Source organism: Streptomyces sp. NPDC088157, from assembly GCF_044741545.1.
Taxonomy (GTDB): domain Bacteria; phylum Actinomycetota; class Actinomycetes; order Streptomycetales; family Streptomycetaceae; genus Streptomyces.
The window spans coordinates 94,344-115,650 of record NZ_JBIUSU010000015.1 but is presented as its reverse complement, the minus strand read 5'-3'; the positions used below and the strand labels follow the sequence as shown (position 1 = coordinate 115,650).

At 67.4% G+C, this 21,307-nt stretch carries 14 protein-coding genes and 4 pseudogenes; 11 read left to right on the top strand and 7 right to left on the bottom strand.

Annotation, left to right across the window (positions count from 1 at the left end; genetic code table 11):
- The first annotated feature begins 110 nt into the window (after positions 1–110).
- On the top strand, positions 111–233 hold the full coding sequence (locus ACIPFH_RS40920) for a hypothetical protein (protein ID WP_401834777.1): 123 nt from the start codon (positions 111–113) through the stop codon (positions 231–233).
- A gap of 80 nt (positions 234–313) precedes the next feature.
- Positions 314–2,437 (top strand): glycoside hydrolase family 2 protein, encoded by a 2,124-nt coding sequence (locus ACIPFH_RS40915; RefSeq protein ID WP_401834775.1) that lies wholly within the window; start codon positions 314–316, stop codon positions 2,435–2,437.
- 56 nt (positions 2,438–2,493) lie between these two features.
- On the opposite strand, the pseudogene ACIPFH_RS40910 reads toward ACIPFH_RS40915, so the two are convergent.
- Both ACIPFH_RS40910 and ACIPFH_RS40905 read right to left on the bottom strand, forming a co-directional pair.
- Positions 2,494–3,161 (bottom strand): annotated as a pseudogene (locus ACIPFH_RS40910) (beta-galactosidase); the annotation flags it as partial.
- 169 nt (positions 3,162–3,330) lie between these two features.
- Positions 3,331–3,504, bottom strand: coding sequence for a hypothetical protein (locus tag ACIPFH_RS40905; RefSeq protein WP_401834773.1), 174 nt, complete (start codon positions 3,502–3,504; stop codon positions 3,331–3,333).
- Positions 3,505–3,817: 313 nt separating this feature from the next.
- On the opposite strand from ACIPFH_RS40905, the gene ACIPFH_RS40900 reads away from it, so the two are divergent.
- The 3 genes and pseudogenes from ACIPFH_RS40900 to ACIPFH_RS40890 all read left to right on the top strand — a co-directional run bounded on the left by ACIPFH_RS40900 (position 3,818) and on the right by ACIPFH_RS40890 (position 8,393).
- Positions 3,818–4,864: a LacI family DNA-binding transcriptional regulator gene (locus ACIPFH_RS40900; RefSeq protein ID WP_401834770.1), complete on the top strand. Its 1,047-nt coding sequence runs from the start codon at positions 3,818–3,820 to the stop codon at positions 4,862–4,864.
- Positions 4,865–5,170: 306 nt separating this feature from the next.
- The gene (locus ACIPFH_RS40895; RefSeq protein ID WP_401834767.1) at positions 5,171–7,225 is read left to right on the top strand and encodes an RICIN domain-containing protein; all 2,055 of its coding nucleotides are present in this window, start codon (positions 5,171–5,173) and stop codon (positions 7,223–7,225) included.
- Positions 7,226–7,565: 340 nt separating this feature from the next.
- A pseudogene (locus ACIPFH_RS40890) lies at positions 7,566–8,393 on the top strand (IS5 family transposase).
- On the opposite strand, the gene ACIPFH_RS40885 reads toward ACIPFH_RS40890, so the two are convergent.
- The gene (locus tag ACIPFH_RS40885; protein ID WP_401834765.1) at positions 8,375–8,842 is read right to left on the bottom strand and encodes a DUF5959 family protein; all 468 of its coding nucleotides are present in this window, start codon (positions 8,840–8,842) and stop codon (positions 8,375–8,377) included. The pseudogene ACIPFH_RS40890 and the gene ACIPFH_RS40885 sit on opposite strands and share 19 nt — an antisense overlap.
- 639 nt (positions 8,843–9,481) lie before the next feature.
- Here ACIPFH_RS40885 and ACIPFH_RS40880 point away from each other — a divergent pair.
- Entirely contained in the window at positions 9,482–12,679 is a 3,198-nt protein-coding gene (locus tag ACIPFH_RS40880; protein WP_401834762.1) for a family 78 glycoside hydrolase catalytic domain, read from the top strand.
- Between the two features lie 194 nt (positions 12,680–12,873).
- Here the strand turns inward: ACIPFH_RS40880 and ACIPFH_RS40875 are convergent.
- A pseudogene (locus tag ACIPFH_RS40875) lies at positions 12,874–13,062 on the bottom strand (IS701 family transposase); the annotation flags it as partial.
- 247 nt (positions 13,063–13,309) lie between these two features.
- Between ACIPFH_RS40875 and ACIPFH_RS40870 the strand changes: the two are divergent.
- Positions 13,310–13,768: a hypothetical protein gene (locus tag ACIPFH_RS40870; RefSeq protein WP_401834759.1), complete on the top strand. Its 459-nt coding sequence runs from the start codon at positions 13,310–13,312 to the stop codon at positions 13,766–13,768.
- 219 nt (positions 13,769–13,987) lie between these two features.
- Here the strand turns inward: ACIPFH_RS40870 and ACIPFH_RS40865 are convergent, their stop codons facing one another.
- Entirely contained in the window at positions 13,988–14,491 is a 504-nt protein-coding gene (locus ACIPFH_RS40865) for a hypothetical protein (RefSeq protein WP_401834757.1), read from the bottom strand.
- A gap of 298 nt (positions 14,492–14,789) precedes the next feature.
- Here ACIPFH_RS40865 and ACIPFH_RS40860 point away from each other — a divergent pair.
- From ACIPFH_RS40860 to ACIPFH_RS40845, 4 genes and pseudogenes are all read left to right on the top strand, one after another.
- A pseudogene (locus tag ACIPFH_RS40860) lies at positions 14,790–15,508 on the top strand (IS6 family transposase).
- A gap of 65 nt (positions 15,509–15,573) precedes the next feature.
- On the top strand, positions 15,574–15,732 hold the full coding sequence (locus ACIPFH_RS40855) for a hypothetical protein (RefSeq protein WP_401834755.1): 159 nt from the start codon (positions 15,574–15,576) through the stop codon (positions 15,730–15,732).
- 3 nt (positions 15,733–15,735) lie between these two features.
- Positions 15,736–15,879, top strand: coding sequence for a hypothetical protein (locus ACIPFH_RS40850; protein WP_401834754.1), 144 nt, complete (start codon positions 15,736–15,738; stop codon positions 15,877–15,879).
- Positions 15,880–16,415: 536 nt separating this feature from the next.
- Positions 16,416–18,956, top strand: coding sequence for a glycoside hydrolase family 44 protein (locus ACIPFH_RS40845; protein ID WP_401834751.1), 2,541 nt, complete (start codon positions 16,416–16,418; stop codon positions 18,954–18,956).
- A 227-nt stretch (positions 18,957–19,183) separates the two neighbouring features.
- Here the strand turns inward: ACIPFH_RS40845 and ACIPFH_RS40840 are convergent, their stop codons facing one another.
- The gene (locus tag ACIPFH_RS40840; protein ID WP_401834748.1) at positions 19,184–20,020 is read right to left on the bottom strand and encodes a hypothetical protein; all 837 of its coding nucleotides are present in this window, start codon (positions 20,018–20,020) and stop codon (positions 19,184–19,186) included.
- Between the two features lie 538 nt (positions 20,021–20,558).
- Positions 20,559–21,251 (bottom strand): TetR/AcrR family transcriptional regulator, encoded by a 693-nt coding sequence (locus ACIPFH_RS40835; protein WP_401834745.1) that lies wholly within the window; start codon positions 21,249–21,251, stop codon positions 20,559–20,561.
- Between the last annotated feature and the right edge of the window lie 56 nt (positions 21,252–21,307).

Genomic DNA, 21,307 nt, shown 5'->3' with positions numbered 1-21,307 from the left:
CCGGCATCACGCCGACGGGCTTACTGACCAAGTCGACGGGCCCGGCCATTCCTGTTCCGTACTGCGTCCACTGCCGAGCCGTCTCGCGGCGACCCACGGTCTGCACCCTCATGTCCGAGAACCACATGTGGTGCGACCGCGGTGCCGGGATCTGGAAGGACAACCGACGGGACGTGAAGTGCAACCGGGGCACGTCTCCCGGTGGCCTCGCGCAGTCGGTCACCCGGCCCTGATGGCGCCGCCCCAGCGCGGTCGTCGGTGTGACGCACGCCAAGAGACCTTCCAATCCACCTCTGAGAAAGTGAGCTCTGACATGACAGGTTCTCCTACTCGCCGGCACGTGCTGAGCGGGGCAGCTGCGGGAGTGCTGGCCTCGTTGGCGGGGATTCCGCTTGCCGGTGCCGCGTCCGCCGCGACGTACACGGCGCCAAATCCGCGTGTGTGGGTAAGCATCAACGATGGGTGGCGGTTCATCAGGCAAGACGTTACGGGTGCGCAAGCGTCCGGGTTCGACGACTCCGCATGGACGTCGGTCACCACGCCCCACACCTGGAACGCCGCCGACGGTGCCGACGGCGGCAACAACTATTACCGCGGAGTGGGCTGGTACCGCCGCCACTACACCGTGCCGTCCACCATGACCGGGAAGAGGCTGTACCTGCAGTTCGCCGGGGTCAACCAGGTCGCCGACGTCTGGGTCAACGGCACGTACCTCGGGCAGCACAAAGGCGGATACGCCCGGTTCAGGTTCGACGCCACCGCTGCGCTCGTCCCCGGCGGGGACAACGTGATCGCGGTGAAGGTGACCAACGCCTACGACGCCGACATTGCGCCGGTGGGCGCGGACTACTCCTTCGAGGGCGGCATCTACCGCAACGTAAGCCTGTGGGCCATCGACAACCTTCACGCGCGGATGACGGACTACGCGGGTCCCGGCGTCTACCTGCGGCAGAGCAACGTGACCACGGCGTCGGCCACGGTGACCGTGACAACGAAGCTGTGGAACGACAACACCACCACCAAATCGGTGGTGGTCCGCACCATCATCGCCGACAGCAACGGGAACATCGTCGCGGACACCAGCACCACCGCGCAGTCCCTCGCCGCGGCCACCGGCGCGGATGTCAGCCAGACCGTCACGGTCAACAGCCCACGCCTGTGGAACGGCCTGGCGGATCCCTACCTCTACAACGCCACTGTCGAGATCCACGACGTCACCGCGGGAGCGAACACGATCACGGACGTGGTGACCGAACGCCTGGGCCTTCGCTCCGTCGCCGTCGATGCCGGCACCGGCTTCCAGCTCAACGGCAGCCACCTCCACCTGCACGGCGTCAACCTGCACCAGGAGCGGGCCGGCAAGGGCTGGGCGATAACCGACGCCGACCACACCCAGGACTTCGACCTCATCCAGGAGGTCGGCGCCAACGCCATCCGGATGGCGCACTACCAGCACGACCAGAAGGACTACAACCTCGCTGACGAACGTGGGCAGATCGTTTGGGCGGAGATCCCTTTGGTCGCCTCTGTCACCAGTTCGAGCGCCTTCACCGCCGGCGCCCAGAACCAGCTGCGAGAGCTGATCCGGCAGAACTACAACCACCCGTCGATCGCCTTCTGGAGCATCGGCAACGAGCAGGCCGACTACAACGGCACAGCCACGAACACGCTGCTCCAGTCACTGGCCGACATCGTCGCGTCCGAGGACCCGGACCGGCTCTCCACCTACGCCGCGCGCGGCGACGACCCCGACAACGCGCAGTCAGGGCTGCACACGCAGACAACGGGCTACAACAAGTACCTCGGCTGGTATTACGGCTCCAAGGACAGCGAACTGGGTGCCTGGGCCGACAACCTGCACACCACCTCTCCCTCCCGCAAGATCGCCGTGTCCGAGTACGGCGCCGGCGCCAACACCACCCAGCACGCCCTCAACCCGCCGATGCCTTCAGCCGGTGGCTCCTGGCATCCCGAGGAGTACCAGTCGCTGTTCCACGAATCGGCCTGGAAGCAGCTCGCCGCCCGTCCCTATATCTGGGGCACCTTCGTCTGGGCCATGTTCGACTTCGCCTCCGACAGCCGCGGCGAAGGAAGCCAGCCCGGCATCAACGACAAGGGCCTGGTCACCCACGACCGGCAGATCCGCAAGGACGCCTTCTACTGGTACAAGGCCAACTGGGCGAGCAGTCCGACCCTTTACATCACCAGCCGCCGCTGGACCCAGCGAACTGACGCCACCACCGAACTGAAGGTCTACTCCAACGCAAGTCAGGTCACCGCCAGCCTCAACGGCACCCCATTGGGAACGTTGAGCAGCAGCGACCACATCTTCAGGTGGGCCAACGTCACACTGAAGCAGGGGCAGAACACCGTGACAGTCACCGCGACCATCAACGGCTCCACATACACGGACAGCGTCGACTGGACTCTCGGCTGAGTAGTCATCCCGGGCATGAAAGGCCGGGATGACGATTCAGCGACGGAGCAAAAACGGCGCCAGTCCAGTTGTAGGCGGGGTTGGGCGGGGCTGCGGTGGCGCGGGACGGCAGGATATCGTCCCAGGAGTAGTACCACTGGCTCCAGAAGGCCGTCCCCCCAGGCGTGATTGAGGGCGTCCAGGTCGTTGTCGTAGCGGGCGCGCAGCCAGGCGCGGAACGCGTCGGCGCTGGTGTCGCAGTAGCAGGCCGCGTCGTGACAGCCGTACTCCTTGTGCACATGCCACATGGCGACCGCGGGGTGGTCGGCGTAGCGCTCGGCGAGGGCGCCCGCGATGCGCAGCGCCGCCGCACGGTAGGCGGGGCTGCTGGGGCAGAAGGTCTGCCGACTGCCGTACGAGAGTCGGCGGCCGTCCTTGTCGACCGGCATTGCCTCCGGGGGGCCTTGAAGAACCAGGTGGGCGGGGCGGCTGTGGGAGTGGCGAGGTCGGCGGCGATGCCGTTCTCGTGGAGCAAGCCGAGGATCTTGTCCATGCGGGAGAAGTCGTAGATGCCTTCCGCGGGCTCCAGAAGTGCCCAGGAGAAGATCCCGACGCTGACCAGGGTGACACCCGCTTCACGCATCAAGCGCATGTCCTCTGCCCAGACATCCTCGGGCCACTGCTCGGGGTTGTAGTCCCCGCCGTAGGCGATGCCGGGCAGGCGAAGGCGGCGTTCCGTACTCATTGGCGGTACTCCGGAAGATACGAAGAACGAGTGGTGCAGGCCGGGGACGGGTCAGCCCTTGTCGGCGCCGCGTATCGGACCTGACGAACTGCCGCTGCAGCACAAGGGACACCATCGCTGGCTTGCACAGCGGCAGCGTGATCCGCCAATACGTGGTGCTTTCAAGGAACTACAGGGCGCGGTGGACGCCGGCCGCGTCCACGACCAGGCCGAGGCCGGCAGCCGTCTCGGCGCTCACCGGCAGCTCAGCCGTGGTGCCGGGTGAGGTCGTACGGAGGGTGACCAACTTGTCGATGCGGGGTCGGTCGCCACGCAGCAGCGTGCGGCGGCTGGTGGCAGGCATCGACCGACCCAGGGAGAAATCGCGCATTTCAGCTCCCGACGGGGCCCACCCGGGCATGGCACGTCGACCCGGAGGGGTGATGGGAAGCGGCCACCCACCAACCGCAATCAAGCGCGATCGAACAGGATCGATCTACGGATGCGAGGAAGACTGAACGTTTCGGGGAGTCGCTGTAAGACCCGTCTCGCGGGTGCGAGTGGAAGAAAGTCGGCGACATCTCTTGACGTAAGTCTTGCCGATTGCGTAGACATGACCGCGCGGTCAGACCACGTAGTCACACAAAATTGCAGGCATACGGCCATCAGGAGACGTCATGACACCAAAGGTGGTGGGGCGGAATGTGGACTCGCCTGCGCCGCGAAGTGCGGACGTGGCCCGCCTGGCCGGAGTCTCGCGCAAGACGGTGTCGCGAGTCCTCAACAACGAGCCGTACGTCTCCGACGACGTGCGGCGACGTGTCCTCGCAGCCGCCGAGGAACTCGGCTACCGGCTGAACCAGGCGGCCAGAACACTGGCCTCCGGGCGTACGGGCTCCATCGGTGTGGTCGCCCTGGGCACTGCCGGGTACGGAACCGCTTCACTGCTCGTGCACATCGAGCGGGCCGTGCGCGACGCAGGTTACGCGCTCCGCGTGGTCAACACACCTAACGGCGACCCGAAGGGTATCGCCGGCGCCGTGGAGTCACTCCTCGAGCAGGGCGTAGACGGCGTCATCGTCTCCGAACCCATCGTGGAAGGGGACGTCGGCGTCCGCGTCGACGTCCCCGTCCTCTTCCTGGGGGCACCACCGTCCTTCACCTCCGCCCGCACGGTGACCATGGACGTGGGCGCCCACGCACTGGCCCGGGCGGCCACCGAACATCTGCTGGATCTGGGCCACGCGACTGTTCACCACCTGGCCGGCCCCCAGCGGTGGTACGCCACCACGGACCGCATAGAGGGATGGCGGGAGGCGCTTGCTGCGCGGGGCGCGCACGAGCCACCGCTGCTCAACGGCGACTGGTCGGCCGCCTCGGGCCATGCCGTTGGCCAGGCGCTGGCCTCGGACCGTTCCGTGACCGCGGTCTTCGCGGCGGGCGACGAGATGGCCATCGGCCTCATCCACGCCCTGCGGGAAGCCGGGCGTCGCGTGCCGGAGGACATCAGTGTCGTCGGCTTCGACGGCAACCCCGTCTTCGCCTACGTCTCTCCTCCCCTGACCACCGTGCGCCAGCCCTTCGAGGCCGCGGCCCGGGAAGGCATCCGCCTTCTCGTTCACGCCATCGAGAAGCCCGACACGGATTTGCCACCTGCGAGCGCGCCGCCAGTAGAACTCGTTGTCCGCTCGTCGACCGCGCCCCCGCCGGCCATCCGCCACTGAGGGACGCGCCTCATTCTCGGAGACCACTACGGCTCTGAGTCATCACCTCGGTGAGGTTCGAAAACGCCTCTGAGGAAGATCGGGCAACAACCAGCGTGCCGCAGGCTATGCCCTCGTGCGCCTGCACCGATCCCCGCCACCAACGCGGCCGTCAGCGAGCCTGTCGGCCTGTCTCCCGGACCGTCCACCGGCCACTCCCCAACCGGGTCGACGCTCCTCTCTCAGACACCCGCCGCTTCACGCTGAGCCGATCCCCGAAGTGGCGGGCACCTCACAGCACCTCGTTCCCTCAGCTTGGAGCCGCACATGTCCTCCACGCAGACAGGCGCCAGACACCGCGCCGCTCCGCGTTCCCACCCCGTCCCCCTCATGCTGCTGCTGGCCCTGGTCGCAGCCGTCGGCGGGCTCGTCCTTCCCGCCGCGGGCGAGGCGCACGCCATCTCGCGCCCGTCGCAAACCCTGTACACCCCGCCGTCCGGCGCGCCCTCGCCCGGGTCGCTCTACCCCAGAGGCCTGCGTCTGCAGCACAGCGGCTCGTCCAACGGCACGATCCTCGCCACGTTCGAGCAGTACACGTCGGGCACCCCCGTCTTCCCGATCTACCGCAGCACCGACAACGGCAACAGCTGGACCAAGATCTCCGACATCCAGGACACCCAGAACGGCTGGGGCATGCGCTGGGAACCGGAGCTGTACGAACTGCCCACCGCGATCGGCAACTACCCGGCCGGGACCATCATGGCCGCGGGTGCCTCCGTCCCCGCCGACCGATCCGCGATCAAGATCGACATGTACGCCAGCACCGACCACGGTGTGACCTGGAGCTTCGTCAGCAACATCGCCACCGGCGGCGAGGCGCAGAGCAGTAACGGCCACACTCCCGTATGGGAACCGTTCCTTCTGGTCTCCGGCAACAAGCTGATCGCCTACTACTCCGACCAGCGCGACCCCGCCCACGGTCAGAAAGTCGTACACCAGGTCACCACGGACGGCGTCAACTGGGGCCCGGTCGTCGACGACGCCGCGGTGCCCGAGTACAGCAGCCGCCCCGGCATGCCGACCGTCGCGAAACTCCCCAACGGCAAGTACGTCATGACGTACGAGTACGGCGGTGCGCCCGAGGGCGACTTCGCGGTGTACTACAAGATCTCCTCCGACCCGGAGGCGTTCGGGTCCGCCACCGCCATCCCGCTGAAGGCAACCGACGGGACCGTCCCCACCAGCTCGCCCTACATCACCTGGCTGCCCACCGGCGGCGCCAACGGCACCCTGGTGGTCAGCGCCCACAGCAGCGACGACCTGTTCCTGAACACGCAGAACGGAGCTGCCAACACCTGGACGCACATCGGCTCCCAGGTCCCCGGCGGATACAGCCGCGGAATGGTCCCGCTGCCGGACGGCCACAGCTTGCTGGTGCTCAGTGGCGGCCGGCTCACCAGCACCGGTCTCAACCCCGTCACCTACGGCACCATCGACCTGGGCGGTGGCATCTCCGACGGCGCCACCTACACCGTGTCCAACGCGGGCAGCAACCTGAAGCTCACCATCGTGGGCGGCACCACCACCAACGGCACCAACGCCACCCAGCAGAACGCCGACAACGCGAGCGACCAGAAGTGGCGGTTCGTCCAGCAGACGTCCGGCTACTTCAAGATCTTCAATGTGGCCAGTGGCAAGGTCCTGGGCGTCGCAAACCAGTCCACCGCCAACGGCGCCAATGTCCTGCAGTGGGACGACAACGGCACCCTCGACCACGAGTGGGCCGTCGCCCCCAGCCCAGCAGGTGGCTTCACCTTCCTCAACCGGCTCACCGGCAAGTACCTCGAGATCCCCAGCGCCTCCACCACCGTGGGCACCGCCGCCGGGCAGTGGGACAGCACCAGCTGCGCCTGCCAGCGCTGGAACCTCACCCAGACCGCCCTGCCCAACCTCTCCAGCGGCCAGTACTTCCTGGTCAACAAGAACAGCGGCAAGTACCTGGAGATCCCGGGCGCCTCCACCACCGTGGGCACGGCCACCGACCAGTGGCAGGTCTCCGCCTCCGCCTGCCAGCTGTGGACCTTCCAGTCCCAGAGCGGCGGGGCGTGGACCGTGAAGAACGTCAACAGCGGCCTGAACCTGGACATCAGCAACGCTTCGACTTCGCCAGGCGCGGCCCTCGTCCAGAACACGTCCTCCACCGCCAGCTCCCAGAAGTGGACCCTGACCGACGCGGGCGGCGGCTACTACAAACTCGTCAACGCGGGCAGTGGCCTGGTGGCCGGCGTCGCCCAGTCCTCCACGACGAACGGCGCATCCGTCATCCAGTGGAACAACGTCACCGTCGACGACCAACTCTGGAAGATCGTCCGGGTCAACTGACACGCTCGGAATCCTCCGCCCATCCCAGTGCGCCCGCCCCTTGCGGTGAGGGGCGGGCGCCCGTTGCTGAACCCCTTGCGGTCAGCCAACGCAAGCGGCTGCAGCCTGCTGTCGCCCGCCACTCCAGCAGAATGCATTTGTCAGTCGCCGTCACGACCCGAACCGCAATCTGAAACGAACGACGACTCACGTGCCGAGACGAGAGAACGAGCCAGCCCACCAGTCGACAGGCTCCTGCCACCGGAGGTCGGCACATCAAGGACCAACCACTAAGAACTCCTAACGAAATGATCTTCGAGGTGGTTTGATCATTCCGGGACTGTTGATCTGGGGGTGCGGGGTGGCTCGGCCGAAGCCGTGGGATGTCGACGATGAGCTGTGGGCTGTGCTCGAGATGCTGCTGCCCAAGATTGAGCGCAGGATTCGTCATCCAGGGCGGAAGCGGCATCCTGACCGTCTCGTGTTCCAGGGCATTCTGTTCGTGCTGAATACCGGGATCGCCTGGGAACATCTGCCGCAGGAACTTGGCTTCGGCTCGGGCATGACCTGCTGGCGCCGCCTCGCCGAATGGACCGAGGCCGGGGTGTGGCCCCGGCTGCACGAGGTCGTCCTGGCGAGGCTTCGCGCCGTGAACGCCCTGGACTTCTCCCGGGCAGCGGTCGACGGCTCCCACATCCGGGCGTTAAAAGGGGATCCAAGACAGGACGAAGCCCTGTCGACCGGGGCAGAACCGGCAGTAAACATCACCTGATCACCGATGCCACCGGCATCCCACTCGCTGCCACGCTGACCGGTGGCAATCGAAACGACGTCACTCAGCTGATCCCGCTCCTGCAAGCAGTTCCGCCCGTGCGCGGCAAGCGCGGCCGGCCCAGACGTCGCCCGGACGCAGTGCTCGCCGACCGCGGCTACGACCACGACAAATACCGCCGCCTCGTCTGGGACCTCGGCGTGAAGGCCGGTCATCGCCAGGCGCGGCACCGAGCACGGCTCCGGACTCGGGACCCAACGCTGGGTGGTGGAGCGCGCCTTTGCCCACCTGCACTGGTTCCGCCGCCTGCGGATCCGCTGGGAGATCCGCGACGACATCCATGAAGCCTTCCTCACCCTGGCCTGCGCGCTCATATGCTGGCGGCGGCTGACGGCAGTTCAGCGCCGCCACTCATAGGCGCCAGGGGAGGTCTCCACAACCTCCTGGGGCCAGGACGCTCGGACCTGCTGAAGCCGTTCGTAGTGCTCATCAACCCATCCATCGACCAGACGCACCGGGACACGGACCGATGTCCCCGATCCGGCCATGTCCTCCACCACAACCACGGCAACCCCGTCCTGACCGGACGATTCGAATCGGATCTCGGGATTGCGTCCGTCGTCCATCCAAGCGGCGTCCCGACCGGCGGCGAGCGCGCCCAAAACTTGTGACCAGCTGTCCAAATCGTCCGAGGCCAGGCACACCTCCAAGCGTCCGTGGGCGAACCCGCTCGTGACGACGATCTCCGCGTCGAGGAAGTCGTGCCAAGGCATTACCCCGGGCCTGTGGCGGCCCAGAACCTGAACCCCAAGACTGCTCTCCCCATCGGCCAGGCGAATGAGATCCACCTTGCTGCCCTCGGCCATCCCCGCTCCCCACGCTCACATCGACTGCCGTCATGATGCACGCGCATCAGCACTCGGCCCGTACGGGGGCATTGCATTAGGAGTTCTAAGGGCGGCTTCGACCTGTGCTCACCCGCCGACCACCAACGGCCTGACATTGGCGCGAAGAGAGCCGTGGCCCGCTTGGGGGTCTCCGACGTCTTGCGATGCACGGCACCAGACCACGCGACCTCATCGGGCGCTCATAGTGCAAGGACCCCGAAGGTTGTCGTTCGAGGGATGTCGTTCGGGGGTGTCCAGGACATCGATCCCGACAGATTCGCAGGTGTTCCCCTTTCACTCCAGCCGGAAATCCCTACTCCGCAAAGCCTGGCCTGCACTTGCCAAAGCGAATAGGCCGCGGTCGGCGCCTCAGCGACCATGCGCAGACTTCCCCATCTGCGACCTGATGCAGCAATGTGACAGGGGCATTGACAGCACCGCACACCCCGCCTGAGGATGTCGGCCACTCCCCTCCGCTTCTGGCATGGGAGGCTCCTCCCCGCCGATTGAAACGTATCAAAGGATGCGCCCGTGCCGCCTATCACCCCTCTCTCCCGAACAGCCAGAAGACGCCGAAGAGCCGATAGAACCCGAACTCCTCGTGCCCTCCTGCTGGTTGTGCTCACCGCGTGGTTCGCCCTCGTCGGCGGCGTGACCGGACAGTTGCCCCTGGCGAGCGCCGCCCAGGACGCACCTACGGCGCTGACTGTCAACCGTCTGACCACCCCCGTCGACGTGGCCCCCGGCTCCACCCCGCTGCTCGGCTGGCAGATCGGCGGCGACCGGCAGACCGCCTACCAGATCGAGATCGCCACGACCTCCGCTGTCCTGACCGAAACCCCTGACATATGGGACTCGGGCCAGATCACCTCCACAGCCGACAGCAACGTGTCCTACGGTGGCCCGGCCCTGACGGCCTCATCGCGCTATTACTGGCGTATCCGCACCTGGGACTCCCTGGGCGCGGCCTCCCCCTGGTCGGCGCCAGCCTCCTTCGGGACCGGGCCGGGCACCGCCTGGTCGGGGGCCACCCCGATCTGGAGCGGCGCCCCCACCGCGTGGAGTGACTACACGTTCCAGGGCAGCTTCGTCATCAACGCCAAGTACGCCAGCGTCACCTTCCGCGCGCAGAACACCAGCAACTACTACCTGTGGCAGTTCAAAGGCAACGGCGAGAACACCATCGCCCCCCAGATCCAGAAGAACGGCACCTTCACCGCCCTGAAGACCGCCCAGGCCCTCCCCTTCGCTCTCACCACCGGCTCCACCTACGACTTCAAGATCGTCGCCTCCGGATCGACCTTCACCACCTCCCTGAAGGCCCACTCCGACACCACCTGGACCCAGGTCGACACCACCACCGACGCCACCTTCGACTCAGGTGGCATCGGCTTCCGCACCGGAAGCACCGAGCAGGCCACCTTCGACGACATCACCGTCGCCGACCTCAACAACCGATCCCTGTACAGCAACGACTTCAGCGACGCCACCAACGCCGACTTCAGCTGCGGCACCATCACCAATGGCGCCCTGTCGCTCGGCACGAGCAAGAACTGCGGCACCGGGCTGCTGACGGTTCCGAGCTGGACCTTCCTGCGCGGCACCACCACGCCGGCCTCCGGCAAGAGCATCGCCTGGGCCCACCTGTACGCCACGGGCGCCTCGACCACCCCGGCACGGCAGTTCGTTTACAAGCTGTGGGTCAACGGAAGCTTCGTCGGCGTAGGCCCAACCCGCCCGGTCGGCTCCGAGGCCCGCTACGACGGTTACGACGTCACCTCCCTGCTCGACGCAGGCGCCGCCAATACCGTCGGGGCTCTCGCCTACACCACCAGCGACCAGCGCTTCCTTGCCGAACTGGTGATCCGCTACACCGACGGCACCACCAAGACCTTCGGCACCGGTTCCAACTGGAAGTCCCTGGACGGCACCCGCATCCTGCCGAACGTCGGCTCCATCGGCACCAGTTACTACACGGCGCCCAAGGAGAACTTCGACGCCCGCCGCTACCCGTTCGGCTTCGCCACGCCCGGCTTCGACGCCTCCTCCTGGTCCTCAGCGGTCACCAAGAGCGCCTTCAGCGACCTCCAGCCGGCGCCCACCGCGAAGGTCCGGCAGACGTTCAAGACGCCTGTCTCGGTCACCGAGTACTCACCCGGCAACTACTTCATCGACTACGGCCGCACCTGGATCGGCGGTCTGTCCCTGAATTTGAACGGCGCCTCCGGGCAGGCGGTCGACATCCGCTACGGCGAGATCACCTCCGGCACCAACACGGTCAAGTACCAGACCTCGGCCGGCAACACCTACCAGGACAAGTGGGTGCTGAAGTCCGGCAGCCAGCAGCTGGAAACCTGGGGTCTGCGCGTCTTCCGGTACGTCCAGGTCATCGGCGCGCCCACCGGGCTGACCGCGTCCGACCTCAAGGCCGAGGCGTACCTCTACCCGTACGACGAGTCGGCAGGTGCCTTCACCTCCTCCGACAGCACGCTCAACCAGGTCTGGGCGCTGTCCCGCGACACCATCGAGGCAACCAACCTGAACCTGTACGTCGACTCGTGGGAGCGCGAGCGCGACATCTACGAGGCCGACACCTATCTCCAACTCATGGGAAACCTCTACACGGGCGGCGACACGGCACTGGGCGACTACTCGCTGAACTTCTTGAAATCCAACCGCACCTGGCCCACCGAGTGGCCGATGTACGTCATCCTGGCCATGCACGACAGCTACGAGACGACCGGGAGCACCGCGCCGCTGTCCGCCGCGTACACCGCGCTGCAGGGCAAGCTGCCGGACGAGTGGTACGACTCCGCGACCGGCCTGATCCACAAGACCACCGGCAGCTCGGGTGCGAGCAGCTGCACCGACTGCGACATCGTCGACTGGCCCGCTTCCGAGCGCGACGGCTACGTCTTCACCTCCTACAACACCGTCATCAACGCTGTCGCCTACCGCTCCTACACAGACATGGCCGACATCGCCACCGCGCTGGGCAAGAGCTCGGACGCCGCCACGTACACGTCCAAGGCAAACGCCATTAAGGACGCGGTCAACTCGAGGATGTGGGACTCCACCAAGGGCGCCTACCGCGACGGGCTGAACAACGACGGCACAGTGATAAACCACTACGCCGTCCAGGCCAGCGCCTTCGCGACCGCCTTCGGTATCGCCGACTCCGCCCGCGCCTCGCAGGTCGCCTCGTACCTGGGCAGCCGCGGCATGGCGTGCAGCGTGTACTGCGCCCCGTTCGTCATCCAGGCTCTGTACGAGGGCAACCGGCCCGACATCGCCCACACCCTGCTGACGTCGACCGGTACGCGCAGCTGGATGAACATGATCAACGACGGGGCGGGTGCCACGATGGAGGCTTGGGACCTGTCGCTGAAATCCAACACCACTTACTCCCACCCGTGGGCGTCCGCTCCCGCCTTCACCATCCCCCAGAGCATGTTCGGCATCCGGCCCAGCACTCCCGGCTACCAGACCTTCCAGGTCAAACCTCAGCCGACATCGGTCGCCTGGGCGAACGTCACGGTTCCCACCGCGCACGGCACCATCGGCGTCGCTTACGACACAACCAGCGACGGCCGCGTCGACATCAGCGTGAACGTGCCGACCAACACGACCGCCTCGGTGTATCTGCCTGGTGGCACGGCAAGCACGACCAGCGTCTACATGGACGGCAACAGCGTCGCCGCCACCTACGACAACGGCTTCATGCACGTCGCCAACGTCCAGCCGGGCTGCCACGTCGTCACCACGACTTCCGACAGCACTCCCTACAACAACACCAAACTGACTGGCATCTGCTGAGAACCGGTCTTCCCGCACTGAGGCGTCCGGACCTTCCGAGCGCCTCAGTGCCAGTCCGGGGCCGCGGAAGAACGGTTTTCATCACAAGTGTCCTACTAGGACTCCGTTAGGTTGCTCTGCTTCTGGGGTTCTGGCTGGTGGTGGATGTTCTGGGCAGGGGGCGGTGGCAGGTGGTGCAGGTGCCGGTCCAGCAGTCAGCAGGTCCTGGATGGCGTCGAGGGTCTGGTAGAGGGTGAGTCCGCCGTATCGGCTTTTGGGGCCAGGCGCTGTTCGGTGAGGAACGCGTGGGCGGCGGTGACCAGGGTGACGTGGTGATGCCACCCGGTCCAGGAACGTCCCTCGAAGTGGTCCAGGCCGAGACCGTGCTTAAGTTCCCGGTAGTCGTACGGGAAGTGAGCTGCCCTGATACGGCGTTCAGCCCGGCGCCGGTCCCGGTCCTCACACTCGGCCATCTGCAACTCGGCGAGAAAACCCGCATAGGACAGGCCCTCGCGTTCGGCCCGGGCGATGGTGTCGGCGGCCTTGGCTTCGTCACGACGACCTGGGGAAACAGGGCGTTGATGACACGGGTCGGACTGTTCACTGCTGGCCGTTCAGGCGCCGGGACACGGCCGGGAACACGCTGGAGGTATGCACACCAAGGACGTCCAGGTGGGGCAGACGTCCCGCTGCGAGGTGCCGGTCGCGCTTCCCGTGCGGCGGTACCGGCCGACGACCATGGGCGACTCCTGGTGGCCGCTGAGCTGGCTGCGCGGCACGTACTTCCCGCTGGCCGTGGTCGACGTTGACACTGCCGCTCGAACCGCCCAGGGCCTGGTGATGGGCGCGAGCACCCGGGTCACGGTGGAGCTCACCGAGGACCGGGCGGAGGCGGCCCGCCTTCCGCCCGGCCACGGCTACCAGGTCTCCAGGATGCTGCTCGATGCCGACGGCGAGCCCGTCGAACTCCCGCGGGTCACCACACTCACCGTGCCGATCCGCTGGCTGCGCCCGGTGGAGAGACGCCTGTCTCCCCCAGCCACCACGACGCGGCGTTCCGGGGCTTCCACTGACCTATCCCAGATAACTATGGGCAGGGCGAGCTTCTGACCTGCGGTGCCTACGGTTGAGTGGACAGGTCGGCGGTCGGTTTTCCGCTCAACCGGAGGCAGCCGTGCATGAGGGATCTACTCACCCACACCAGCCCCACTACCAGCGAATCAGTCGGCATTGACCAACAAGGCGAAGGCTGTGGGCCTGGCGCTGGTGGAGGACGGTGACCCGACGCTCGTCGCGCCAGGCCACCGTTTCCTGTGGTCAAAGCTGGGTTTACAGGTAGTACCAGTCCACGGCCACGTCCTGGCCGCCGAGGCCGGTCGAGATGATGGACACGGTCATGACCGGGTTGCCCTTCGCCTTGCCACCGACGTAGTAGCACTTGATGTACTGGAAGCCGCGCTTGGGCGGGCAGCTGTGGTCCGAGCGATAGCTGACGCGTCGGCCGTTGATGTTTTGGTTTTCGGAGCCGGCGAGGAGATGCTCGCCGTCCCAGTACGAGTTGGATGCCGCGCCGTCGCAGGCGGTGAGTTTGGCCCCGGTCGAGGCGTCGCCGATCGGATTCGGCTGAGTGCCGTTGTACCAATGGGTGGAGGCGCAGTTCGCCAGCCGCTTCACCTGCGTCGCGCGCCAGCTGAAGTCGCCGGTGTACCTCGGGGTGGACGCCAGGGCTGTTCCGGCGGTGATGCCGAGCGCGAGCGCCACGGCGGTCAGCACCGTGCCGATGCGGGCCGCGGTCTTTGCTCTATGTGAGCGTCTGGAAATCGTTGGTGTCATGGTCCCGTCTTTCGCCCTTGGGGGAAGAGCTGATGGTCGAAAGGGACGATTTCGCGCTCGTGGAGCGTCCGCATGACGTGATCATGGATCTCCTGTTACGAACTGTCCGTTTTCTGGTCGACCCGGGTGTGAGGCGCATTCCCTCGGATCCCCAAGCGGGCGGTCGAGCGCACGCTGGGCCGGCTGATGTTCCACCGCCGCCTGGCCCGTGACTACGAGGCCCTTCCAGCGGCACTGTCACGTTGGCTGACCGGTGGGATGATCTTCGGATCGATCAGGCTGGGAGGGGTGGTCGTCCGTGGGGACTGCGTCGCTGTCGTACAAGGGTCACCGGTACCCGGTCGAGGTCATCTCCCACTGTGTGTGGCTGTACTTCCGCTTCCCGCTGTCGTTCCGCGAGGTCGAGGAGCTGATGCTCGAGCACGGGATCGTCGTCTCCTACGAGACGATCCGCCGCTGGTGCGCCAAGTTCGGGCAGACCTACGCAGGCGCACTGCGCCGCCGGCAGCCCCAGCCCGGGACAAGTGGCACCTGGACGAGGTCTTCATCAAGATCAACGGGCGGTTGCAGTACCTGTGGCGGGCCGCCGACCAGGACGGGCATGTCCTCGACATCCTCGTGCAGAACCGGCGGGACAAGGCCGCCGCCCGACGCTTCTTCCGCAGACTCCTCAAAAAGATTCGCACAGTGCCGCGGGTGATCGTCACCGACAAGCTCCGCTCCTATGGCGCAGCCCACCGGGAGGTCATGCCTTCCGTCGAGCACCGCTCCCACAAGGGCCTGAACAACCGGGCGGAGAACAGCCACCAGCCAACCAGGCAGCGCGAACGGGCGATGAAGGGCTTCCGCGGCACCGGCGCAGCCCAGCGGTTCCTGTCCGCCTTCAGCGGTATCTCACCCCACTTCCGGCCCCGCCGCCATCTGATGCCCGCACACGACTACCGAGCCGAGATGACCGTCCGCTTCGCAATCTGGGAGCAGATCACCGGCGTCGCCGGCCTCTCCACCACGGCCTGAGCACAGCCCGGAACCGGGCTCCACCACGCCGCAACACACCATCAGACACCTACCCACGCAACAACGTGACAGCGCCGGTGATCGACTTCGACGCGGCACTCCGGGATCCGGCCAACCCGGCGCAGTTGCTCCCCGCCTACGACAGCGGCGACCATCTGCACCCCAACAGTGCGGGCATGGAGGCCATCGCCAACGCGGTAAAACTCTCGCCGCTCACCTCCTGAGCGGTGCCGGACCGTGCGGTGCCCCTCGCCACCGGGCACCCACGGGCCCGCCGGTCACGCGCGACCGCGGCGAGCAGCTTCTTCACCTACGAGGTGGCTATTGCGGAGGCGGCGCTCACCGGTGTGCCGGGCTCCGAGAAGGGCTGACGGTCGGCGGTCCGCGGAAAGCCACCGTTCGGAGCCCTCCTCCCGCCGCACAGAGCCTCGTCCGCGACCTCGTCCCATCCCGGGCTGCACGGCTTCTTGACGCCCCTCACAAGTCGACCCTAGAGTCCCGGAGCAGAAATCATCACCCAGTGATGAGAACGTTTCGGATCGGTGTGGTTCATACCTGGCCCGGCTCGACCGCGGGCCGCGCGGGACCCATGCCGGTCGATCTTCGTACCGCTCCCGTCCGGCAAAAAAGGATCGGCGGACCCGTCCGGTGAGAAGTGGGAGCGCTCCCACTCGCCGGTGCCCGTGATCACACAGCCGCGCGCCCGCGCGTGCACATCGCACCTCGCTGTCGCGCCGGGCCACGACACACCAGGCACGACCGCACCGCCGCACCACCGCGAGCCATCCCCTCACGTCAGGCCGTTCGGTGTTCTCCCGCTCGGTGCCATCACCGGGTACGTCGTCGCACGTCCACGTGCGCCGTGCGGCCAACGGGCGAGCACTGCATGGCCGTTGAGAAGGAGACCATGCGTACAGCACTGAGAGCCGCTCTCGCGGCGCTGGCCCTGCTGGTGACCAGCGCCGGCCTGGCCGGTCCCGCGCAAGCGGGCGGGGCCCGACCGGAAGCCGACCAGGCCGCCCGCGCCCGCGCGGTCGCCGCCACCGACGCCGCGGGTCCGGCGATCAGCGTGGACGCCACCACCGGACGACATGCCATCGATCCGCACATCTACGGCATGAACTTCGCCGACGAGGCGCTGGCCCAGGAACTGCGCCTGCCACTCAGCCGCTGGGGCGGCAACGCCACGACGCGGTACAACTACAAACTCGACGCCTACAACGCGGGTTCCGACTGGTACTTCGAGAACCTGCACTACAACAACGACCCGGCGGCTCTGCCCGCCGGGTCCGAGGCCGACAAGTTCGTCGAACAGAACCGCAGGACCGGCACCGACTCGGTGCTCACCGTGCCGCTGATCGGCCGGACGGCGGCAGCCCGCAACGACGCCTGCGGCTTCAGCATCGCCAAGTACGGTCCCCAGCAGGGCAGCGACGCCCAGTGGCGGCCCGACTGCGGCAACGGCAAGAAGCCCGACGGCACCGACATCACCGGGAACAACCCGGCGGACACCAGCATCCCCATCGGCGCGGACTTCACCAAGGGCTGGGTGCAGTACCTTAACGGCGCCTACGGCAAGGCCGGCAACGGCGGAGTGCGCTTCTACAACCTCGACAACGAACCCGACCTATGGCATGCCACCCACCGGGACGTGCACCCGACCGGCGCGAGCTACGACGAATTACGGGACAGCACCTACGCCACAGGCGCCGCCATCAAGGACGCCGACGCCGGCGCGCAGACCCTCGGCCCGGTCGGCTGGGGCTTCAACTCCCTGATCTACTCGGGCCTCGACCAGGACGTCTGCAGCAAGCAGGGCGGCAACTGCTGGTCGGACCCGCCGGACCGGGCGGCGCACGGCGGTGTGCAGTTCGCCCCCTGGTACCTGCAGCAGATGAAGGCGTACGACCAGACTCACGGCCGCCGGATCCTGGACTACTTCGACGAGCACATCTACCCGCAGCAGACGGGGGTGGCGCTGGCCGGCGCAGGTGACTCCGCGACCCAGGCGCTGCGGCTGCGCTCCACCAGGCAGCTGTGGGACCCGTCCTACGTCGACGAGAGCTGGATCAACCAGCCCATCCAGTTCATCCCCCGGATGCGCTCGCTGGTCGGCCAGAACTACCCAGGTACCAAGCTGGCCGTCACCGAGTACAACTGGGGTGCGCTGGACCACATCAACGGCGCTCTGGCGCAGGCCGACGTCCTGGGCATCTTCGGACGCGAGGGCCTGGACCTGGCCACCTTGTGGTCACCGCCGAAGGCGACCGACCCCGGTGCCTACGCCTTCCGGATGTTCCTCAACTACGACGGCAGCGGCGGCACCTTCGGCGACACCGCCGTCCAGGCCGGCAGCGCCGACCAGGACACACTCTCGGTCTACGCTGCCGAGCGCAGCTCCGACCACGCGACGACGGTCATGGTGATCAACAAGACCACTGGCGACCTGACCGCACCGGTCTCCGTCACCGGCCGCACCGCCCTCCCCGCCACCGCGCAGGTTTACCGCTACGGCCAGACCGACCTGACCAAGGTTGAGCACGCCGCCGACCAGCCGCTGTCAGGCGGTGCCTTCACCGGGACCTTCCCTGCGTACTCGATCACCGAGTACGTCATCCCGGCCGGTTCGACCGCCGCCACGCCGCCTTCCGCCCCCGGCACCCCGGCGGCCTCCGCGGTCGGCACCGACCGGGCCACCCTGACCTGGGCCCCCTCGACCACCGAGTCCGCCCCGGTGGCGTCCTACGAGGTGTTCTCCGGCGACCCCGCCGGGTCCGCCCCGATCGCCACGGTGAACGCCCCGGCCACCACCGCCACGATCACCGGACTGAGCCCGGCCACCGCGTATACCTTCCGGGTCGTGGCCAAGGACACCGCCGGCCGCAGCTCGCCGGCGTCGGCCCCGGTGACGCTGACCACCGCGAGCGCGCCTACCACCGGCTGCACCGTCGGCTACAGCGTGAGCACCGACTGGGGCAGCGGCTTCACCGCAAACATCAAGATCACCAACCAGGGCGCTCCGGTCAACGGCTGGCAGCTCGGCTTCTCCTTCACCGGCAACCAGCAGATCACCCAGGGCTGGAACGGCACCTGGTCGCAGAACGCCGCGGCGGTCACCGTCAAGGACACCGGCTGGAACGCGGCCCTGCCCACCGGCGCCTCCACCACGATCGGCTTCAACGCCGCCTACAGCGGCGCCAACCCCGCACCGAAGAGCTTCACCCTCAACGGGAAAACCTGCGGAGTCGTATCCGGCACCGCGGCCCTGGGAGTAGCCCACCGCAGCCGGGCGTCCGCCCTGCCCGGCTGCTGCCGCCGGACGTCAGGCGGCGCTGAACTCGTGGACGGGCCGCCGCGCCATTCCACCCACTGCGGGGCGTCGAGAGTGGCCCCGGGGTCGGCGACGTCGGCGCCTTCGAGGAACACGACCAGGTCGTGGTCGCTGTAGGCGAGCCGAGGATCTCCTCCCGCGCCGCCGCTGTGCACGGTGCCCCTCCGGCCGCCCGAGATGGCCGGCCGGTGCACGACGATCGGCGCGCTGGTCACGCCTTCCAGCCTGCCCCGGCCCGTTTGCGGAGCGAGTCGGCCGTGGCGGTCAGGGTGTCCTGCGACAACGAATCTTGAGCGCGCGCCATCGAAGTCTGAGCGATCGCTCTTGAGGGCTCGTATGGCACCTCAGACGCGGGGCTGAGCGTCCAGGAACCGGTGGAGGGATGCCGCCATGCTCGCCACGAACGCGTCACGGGTCCGGTCGGAGACCAGGTCCAGGGACAGGTACGGGTTGAGGTCCTCCAGCTCTACGAGGAGCAGCTCGCCTTCCTGGGTGCGGCAGGCGTCCACGCGCTGGATGCCGTGGTCGAGGGTGTTCCAGTCGATGAAGCACCGGGCGAAGGCCAGGTCGGCGTCGGTGGGCTCGTAGGGCTCAAGGACCCAACGCCGCTCGGGATCGGGGGCGTGAAGGGCGTACTGGAAGGTGTCGTCGACGTAGTAGAAGGACACCTCGTAGCGGAAGTCGATGCGCGGCTGGACCAGGATGTCGCCGTAGACGAGGTCGCTCAGCTGCTCTCGAAGCACGAAGGCCAGGCCGATGGAGTCCGCGCCCGCTTTCGGCTTGACCGCGTACTGGCCGACCTCGGGCAGCAGGTGCAGGTCCTCGGGCCGGTCGATGGTGGGGATGACCGGGTATCCGGCGGCCGTCAGGTCCAGCAGGTACTGCTTGCCGGCCATGTCGCCCCGGCCGGACAGCGGGTTGTAGACCCGGATGCCACGGGCCACGGCCTGCTCCCGGAAGGCGTCGTACTCCTTCTGGTAGTGCAGCACGGGCCCGCTGTTGCGGACCACGACCACATCGAAGGCGTCCATCAGCGCGGCGGCATCCAGCGGGTGGCACAGGGCGATGTCGAAGCCCTCGCGCAGTCGGGAGGTCAGAAAGATGTCCTCGTCGCAGTAGCGTCGCCCCCGGGCCTGGTAGGCGAGGTCGGTCACGAACAGAACTCTGCGGCGCTCGGGCATCGTGCATCTCCTTATACGGTGCCCCAAACATACCTATCCCGCGGAACACGGCCTCGGGCAGCCGCGTGGTCGTGCGCTGTCAGCGCGCTCACCCCCTGACGCCCCTCGATGTCGTCTACCGCTCAGACTTCGGTGTCACCGACTCGCGCCCGGTCAGGGTTCCCCGTTGTCCTGTCCCAGATAGCTATGGGCAGGGCGATCCTCTGACCTGCGGTGCCTACGGTTGCGTGGGACAGGTCGGCGGTTGGTTTCCCGCTCAACCGTGGGCAGCCGTGCACGAGGGACCTACCCACCCCACACAGCCCCACTACCAGCGAATCAGTCAGCATTGACCCACCAACAAGGCGAAGGCCGTTGGCCTGGCGCTGGTGGAGGACGGTGACCCGACGCTCGTTGCGCAAGGATCTTGTCGTTCCTACCGTCCAGCCTCTCCAGCCAACCGCCGACCCACTGAAGGTACGGAAAACTCATCCTCGCGACGAAGTTCCTGTCGCAGGCGCAGACACGTCAGCGGTCGGCGGCGACGCATTGTGGACGCTCAGCGTGTCGGGGCCCGGGCCGCCAGTGCCTCCAGCAGGAGGTCCACCGCCTCCTCGAAGGAACTGTCCGCCATGCCGGGCAACGCGGGGCGGACTGCGGTGAGCGCCGGATACTCCACCGGGTCCAGGTCCTGGTAGACATTCGGCCACGCCCGGTGGTCGCCCTGGCGCTGCTGTAGCGGGAGCGCCTGGAACGCCGCGTCGGTGGCCGCGTGGCTGGGGACGGTGTCGATGAAGGCCAGGTAGAGCCGTGCGGCGGCGGCCGGCTCGAAGCCCGCGGACAGCAGCAGGCCGATCCCCGTCTCCACCGCCTGGATCTCGCTCTTGCGCCCGGTCACCCGGTGCGCCGCCATGGCCGCCGCCCGCGGATGGGCGAGGTACCCGGTGCGGACCCGCAGGGCCATCTCGCGCAACGAGGCCACCCAGTCGGCCCCGGGGACGAATCCCGCCATCGCGTCGCCGATGATCCGGTCCGCGATGGCGAGCACCAGGTCGTCGGTGCCGTGGACATAGCGGTAGAGAGCGGTCGGATCGCAGCCCAGCGCCGCGCCGAGCCGGCGCACACTCAGCGCTTCGGGACCGTGCTCGCCGATCAGCCGCAGGGCGGTCTCCACGATCAGGTCCTCGGACAGCAGGACCCCGGAGTGAGTGGGTCGCCGGCGTCGGCGCTCCTGCGGGACACGGGTGGACATGACCGGGTTCTTCTCTCCGGGTCGACCAGGCACGCCCAGTGAACGACCCCCGGCGC

Excerpts from the sequence above, each read along its gene's own strand:
- ACIPFH_RS40920 (WP_401834777.1), top strand. The coding sequence starts at position 111 with ATGTCCGAGAACCACATGTGGTGCGACCGCGGTGCCGGGATCTGGAAG.
- ACIPFH_RS40915 (WP_401834775.1), top strand. The coding sequence starts at position 314 with ATGACAGGTTCTCCTACTCGCCGGCACGTGCTGAGCGGGGCAGCTGCG.
- ACIPFH_RS40905 (WP_401834773.1), bottom strand. The coding sequence starts at position 3,504 with ATGCCTGCCACCAGCCGCCGCACGCTGCTGCGTGGCGACCGACCCCGC.
- ACIPFH_RS40900 (WP_401834770.1), top strand. The coding sequence starts at position 3,818 with ATGACACCAAAGGTGGTGGGGCGGAATGTGGACTCGCCTGCGCCGCGA.
- ACIPFH_RS40895 (WP_401834767.1), top strand. The coding sequence starts at position 5,171 with ATGTCCTCCACGCAGACAGGCGCCAGACACCGCGCCGCTCCGCGTTCC.
- ACIPFH_RS40885 (WP_401834765.1), bottom strand. The coding sequence starts at position 8,842 with ATGGCCGAGGGCAGCAAGGTGGATCTCATTCGCCTGGCCGATGGGGAG.
- ACIPFH_RS40870 (WP_401834759.1), top strand. The coding sequence starts at position 13,310 with ATGCACACCAAGGACGTCCAGGTGGGGCAGACGTCCCGCTGCGAGGTG.
- ACIPFH_RS40865 (WP_401834757.1), bottom strand. The coding sequence starts at position 14,491 with ATGACACCAACGATTTCCAGACGCTCACATAGAGCAAAGACCGCGGCC.
- ACIPFH_RS40845 (WP_401834751.1), top strand. The coding sequence starts at position 16,416 with ATGCGTACAGCACTGAGAGCCGCTCTCGCGGCGCTGGCCCTGCTGGTG.
- ACIPFH_RS40840 (WP_401834748.1), bottom strand. The coding sequence starts at position 20,020 with ATGCCCGAGCGCCGCAGAGTTCTGTTCGTGACCGACCTCGCCTACCAG.
- ACIPFH_RS40835 (WP_401834745.1), bottom strand. The coding sequence starts at position 21,251 with ATGTCCACCCGTGTCCCGCAGGAGCGCCGACGCCGGCGACCCACTCAC.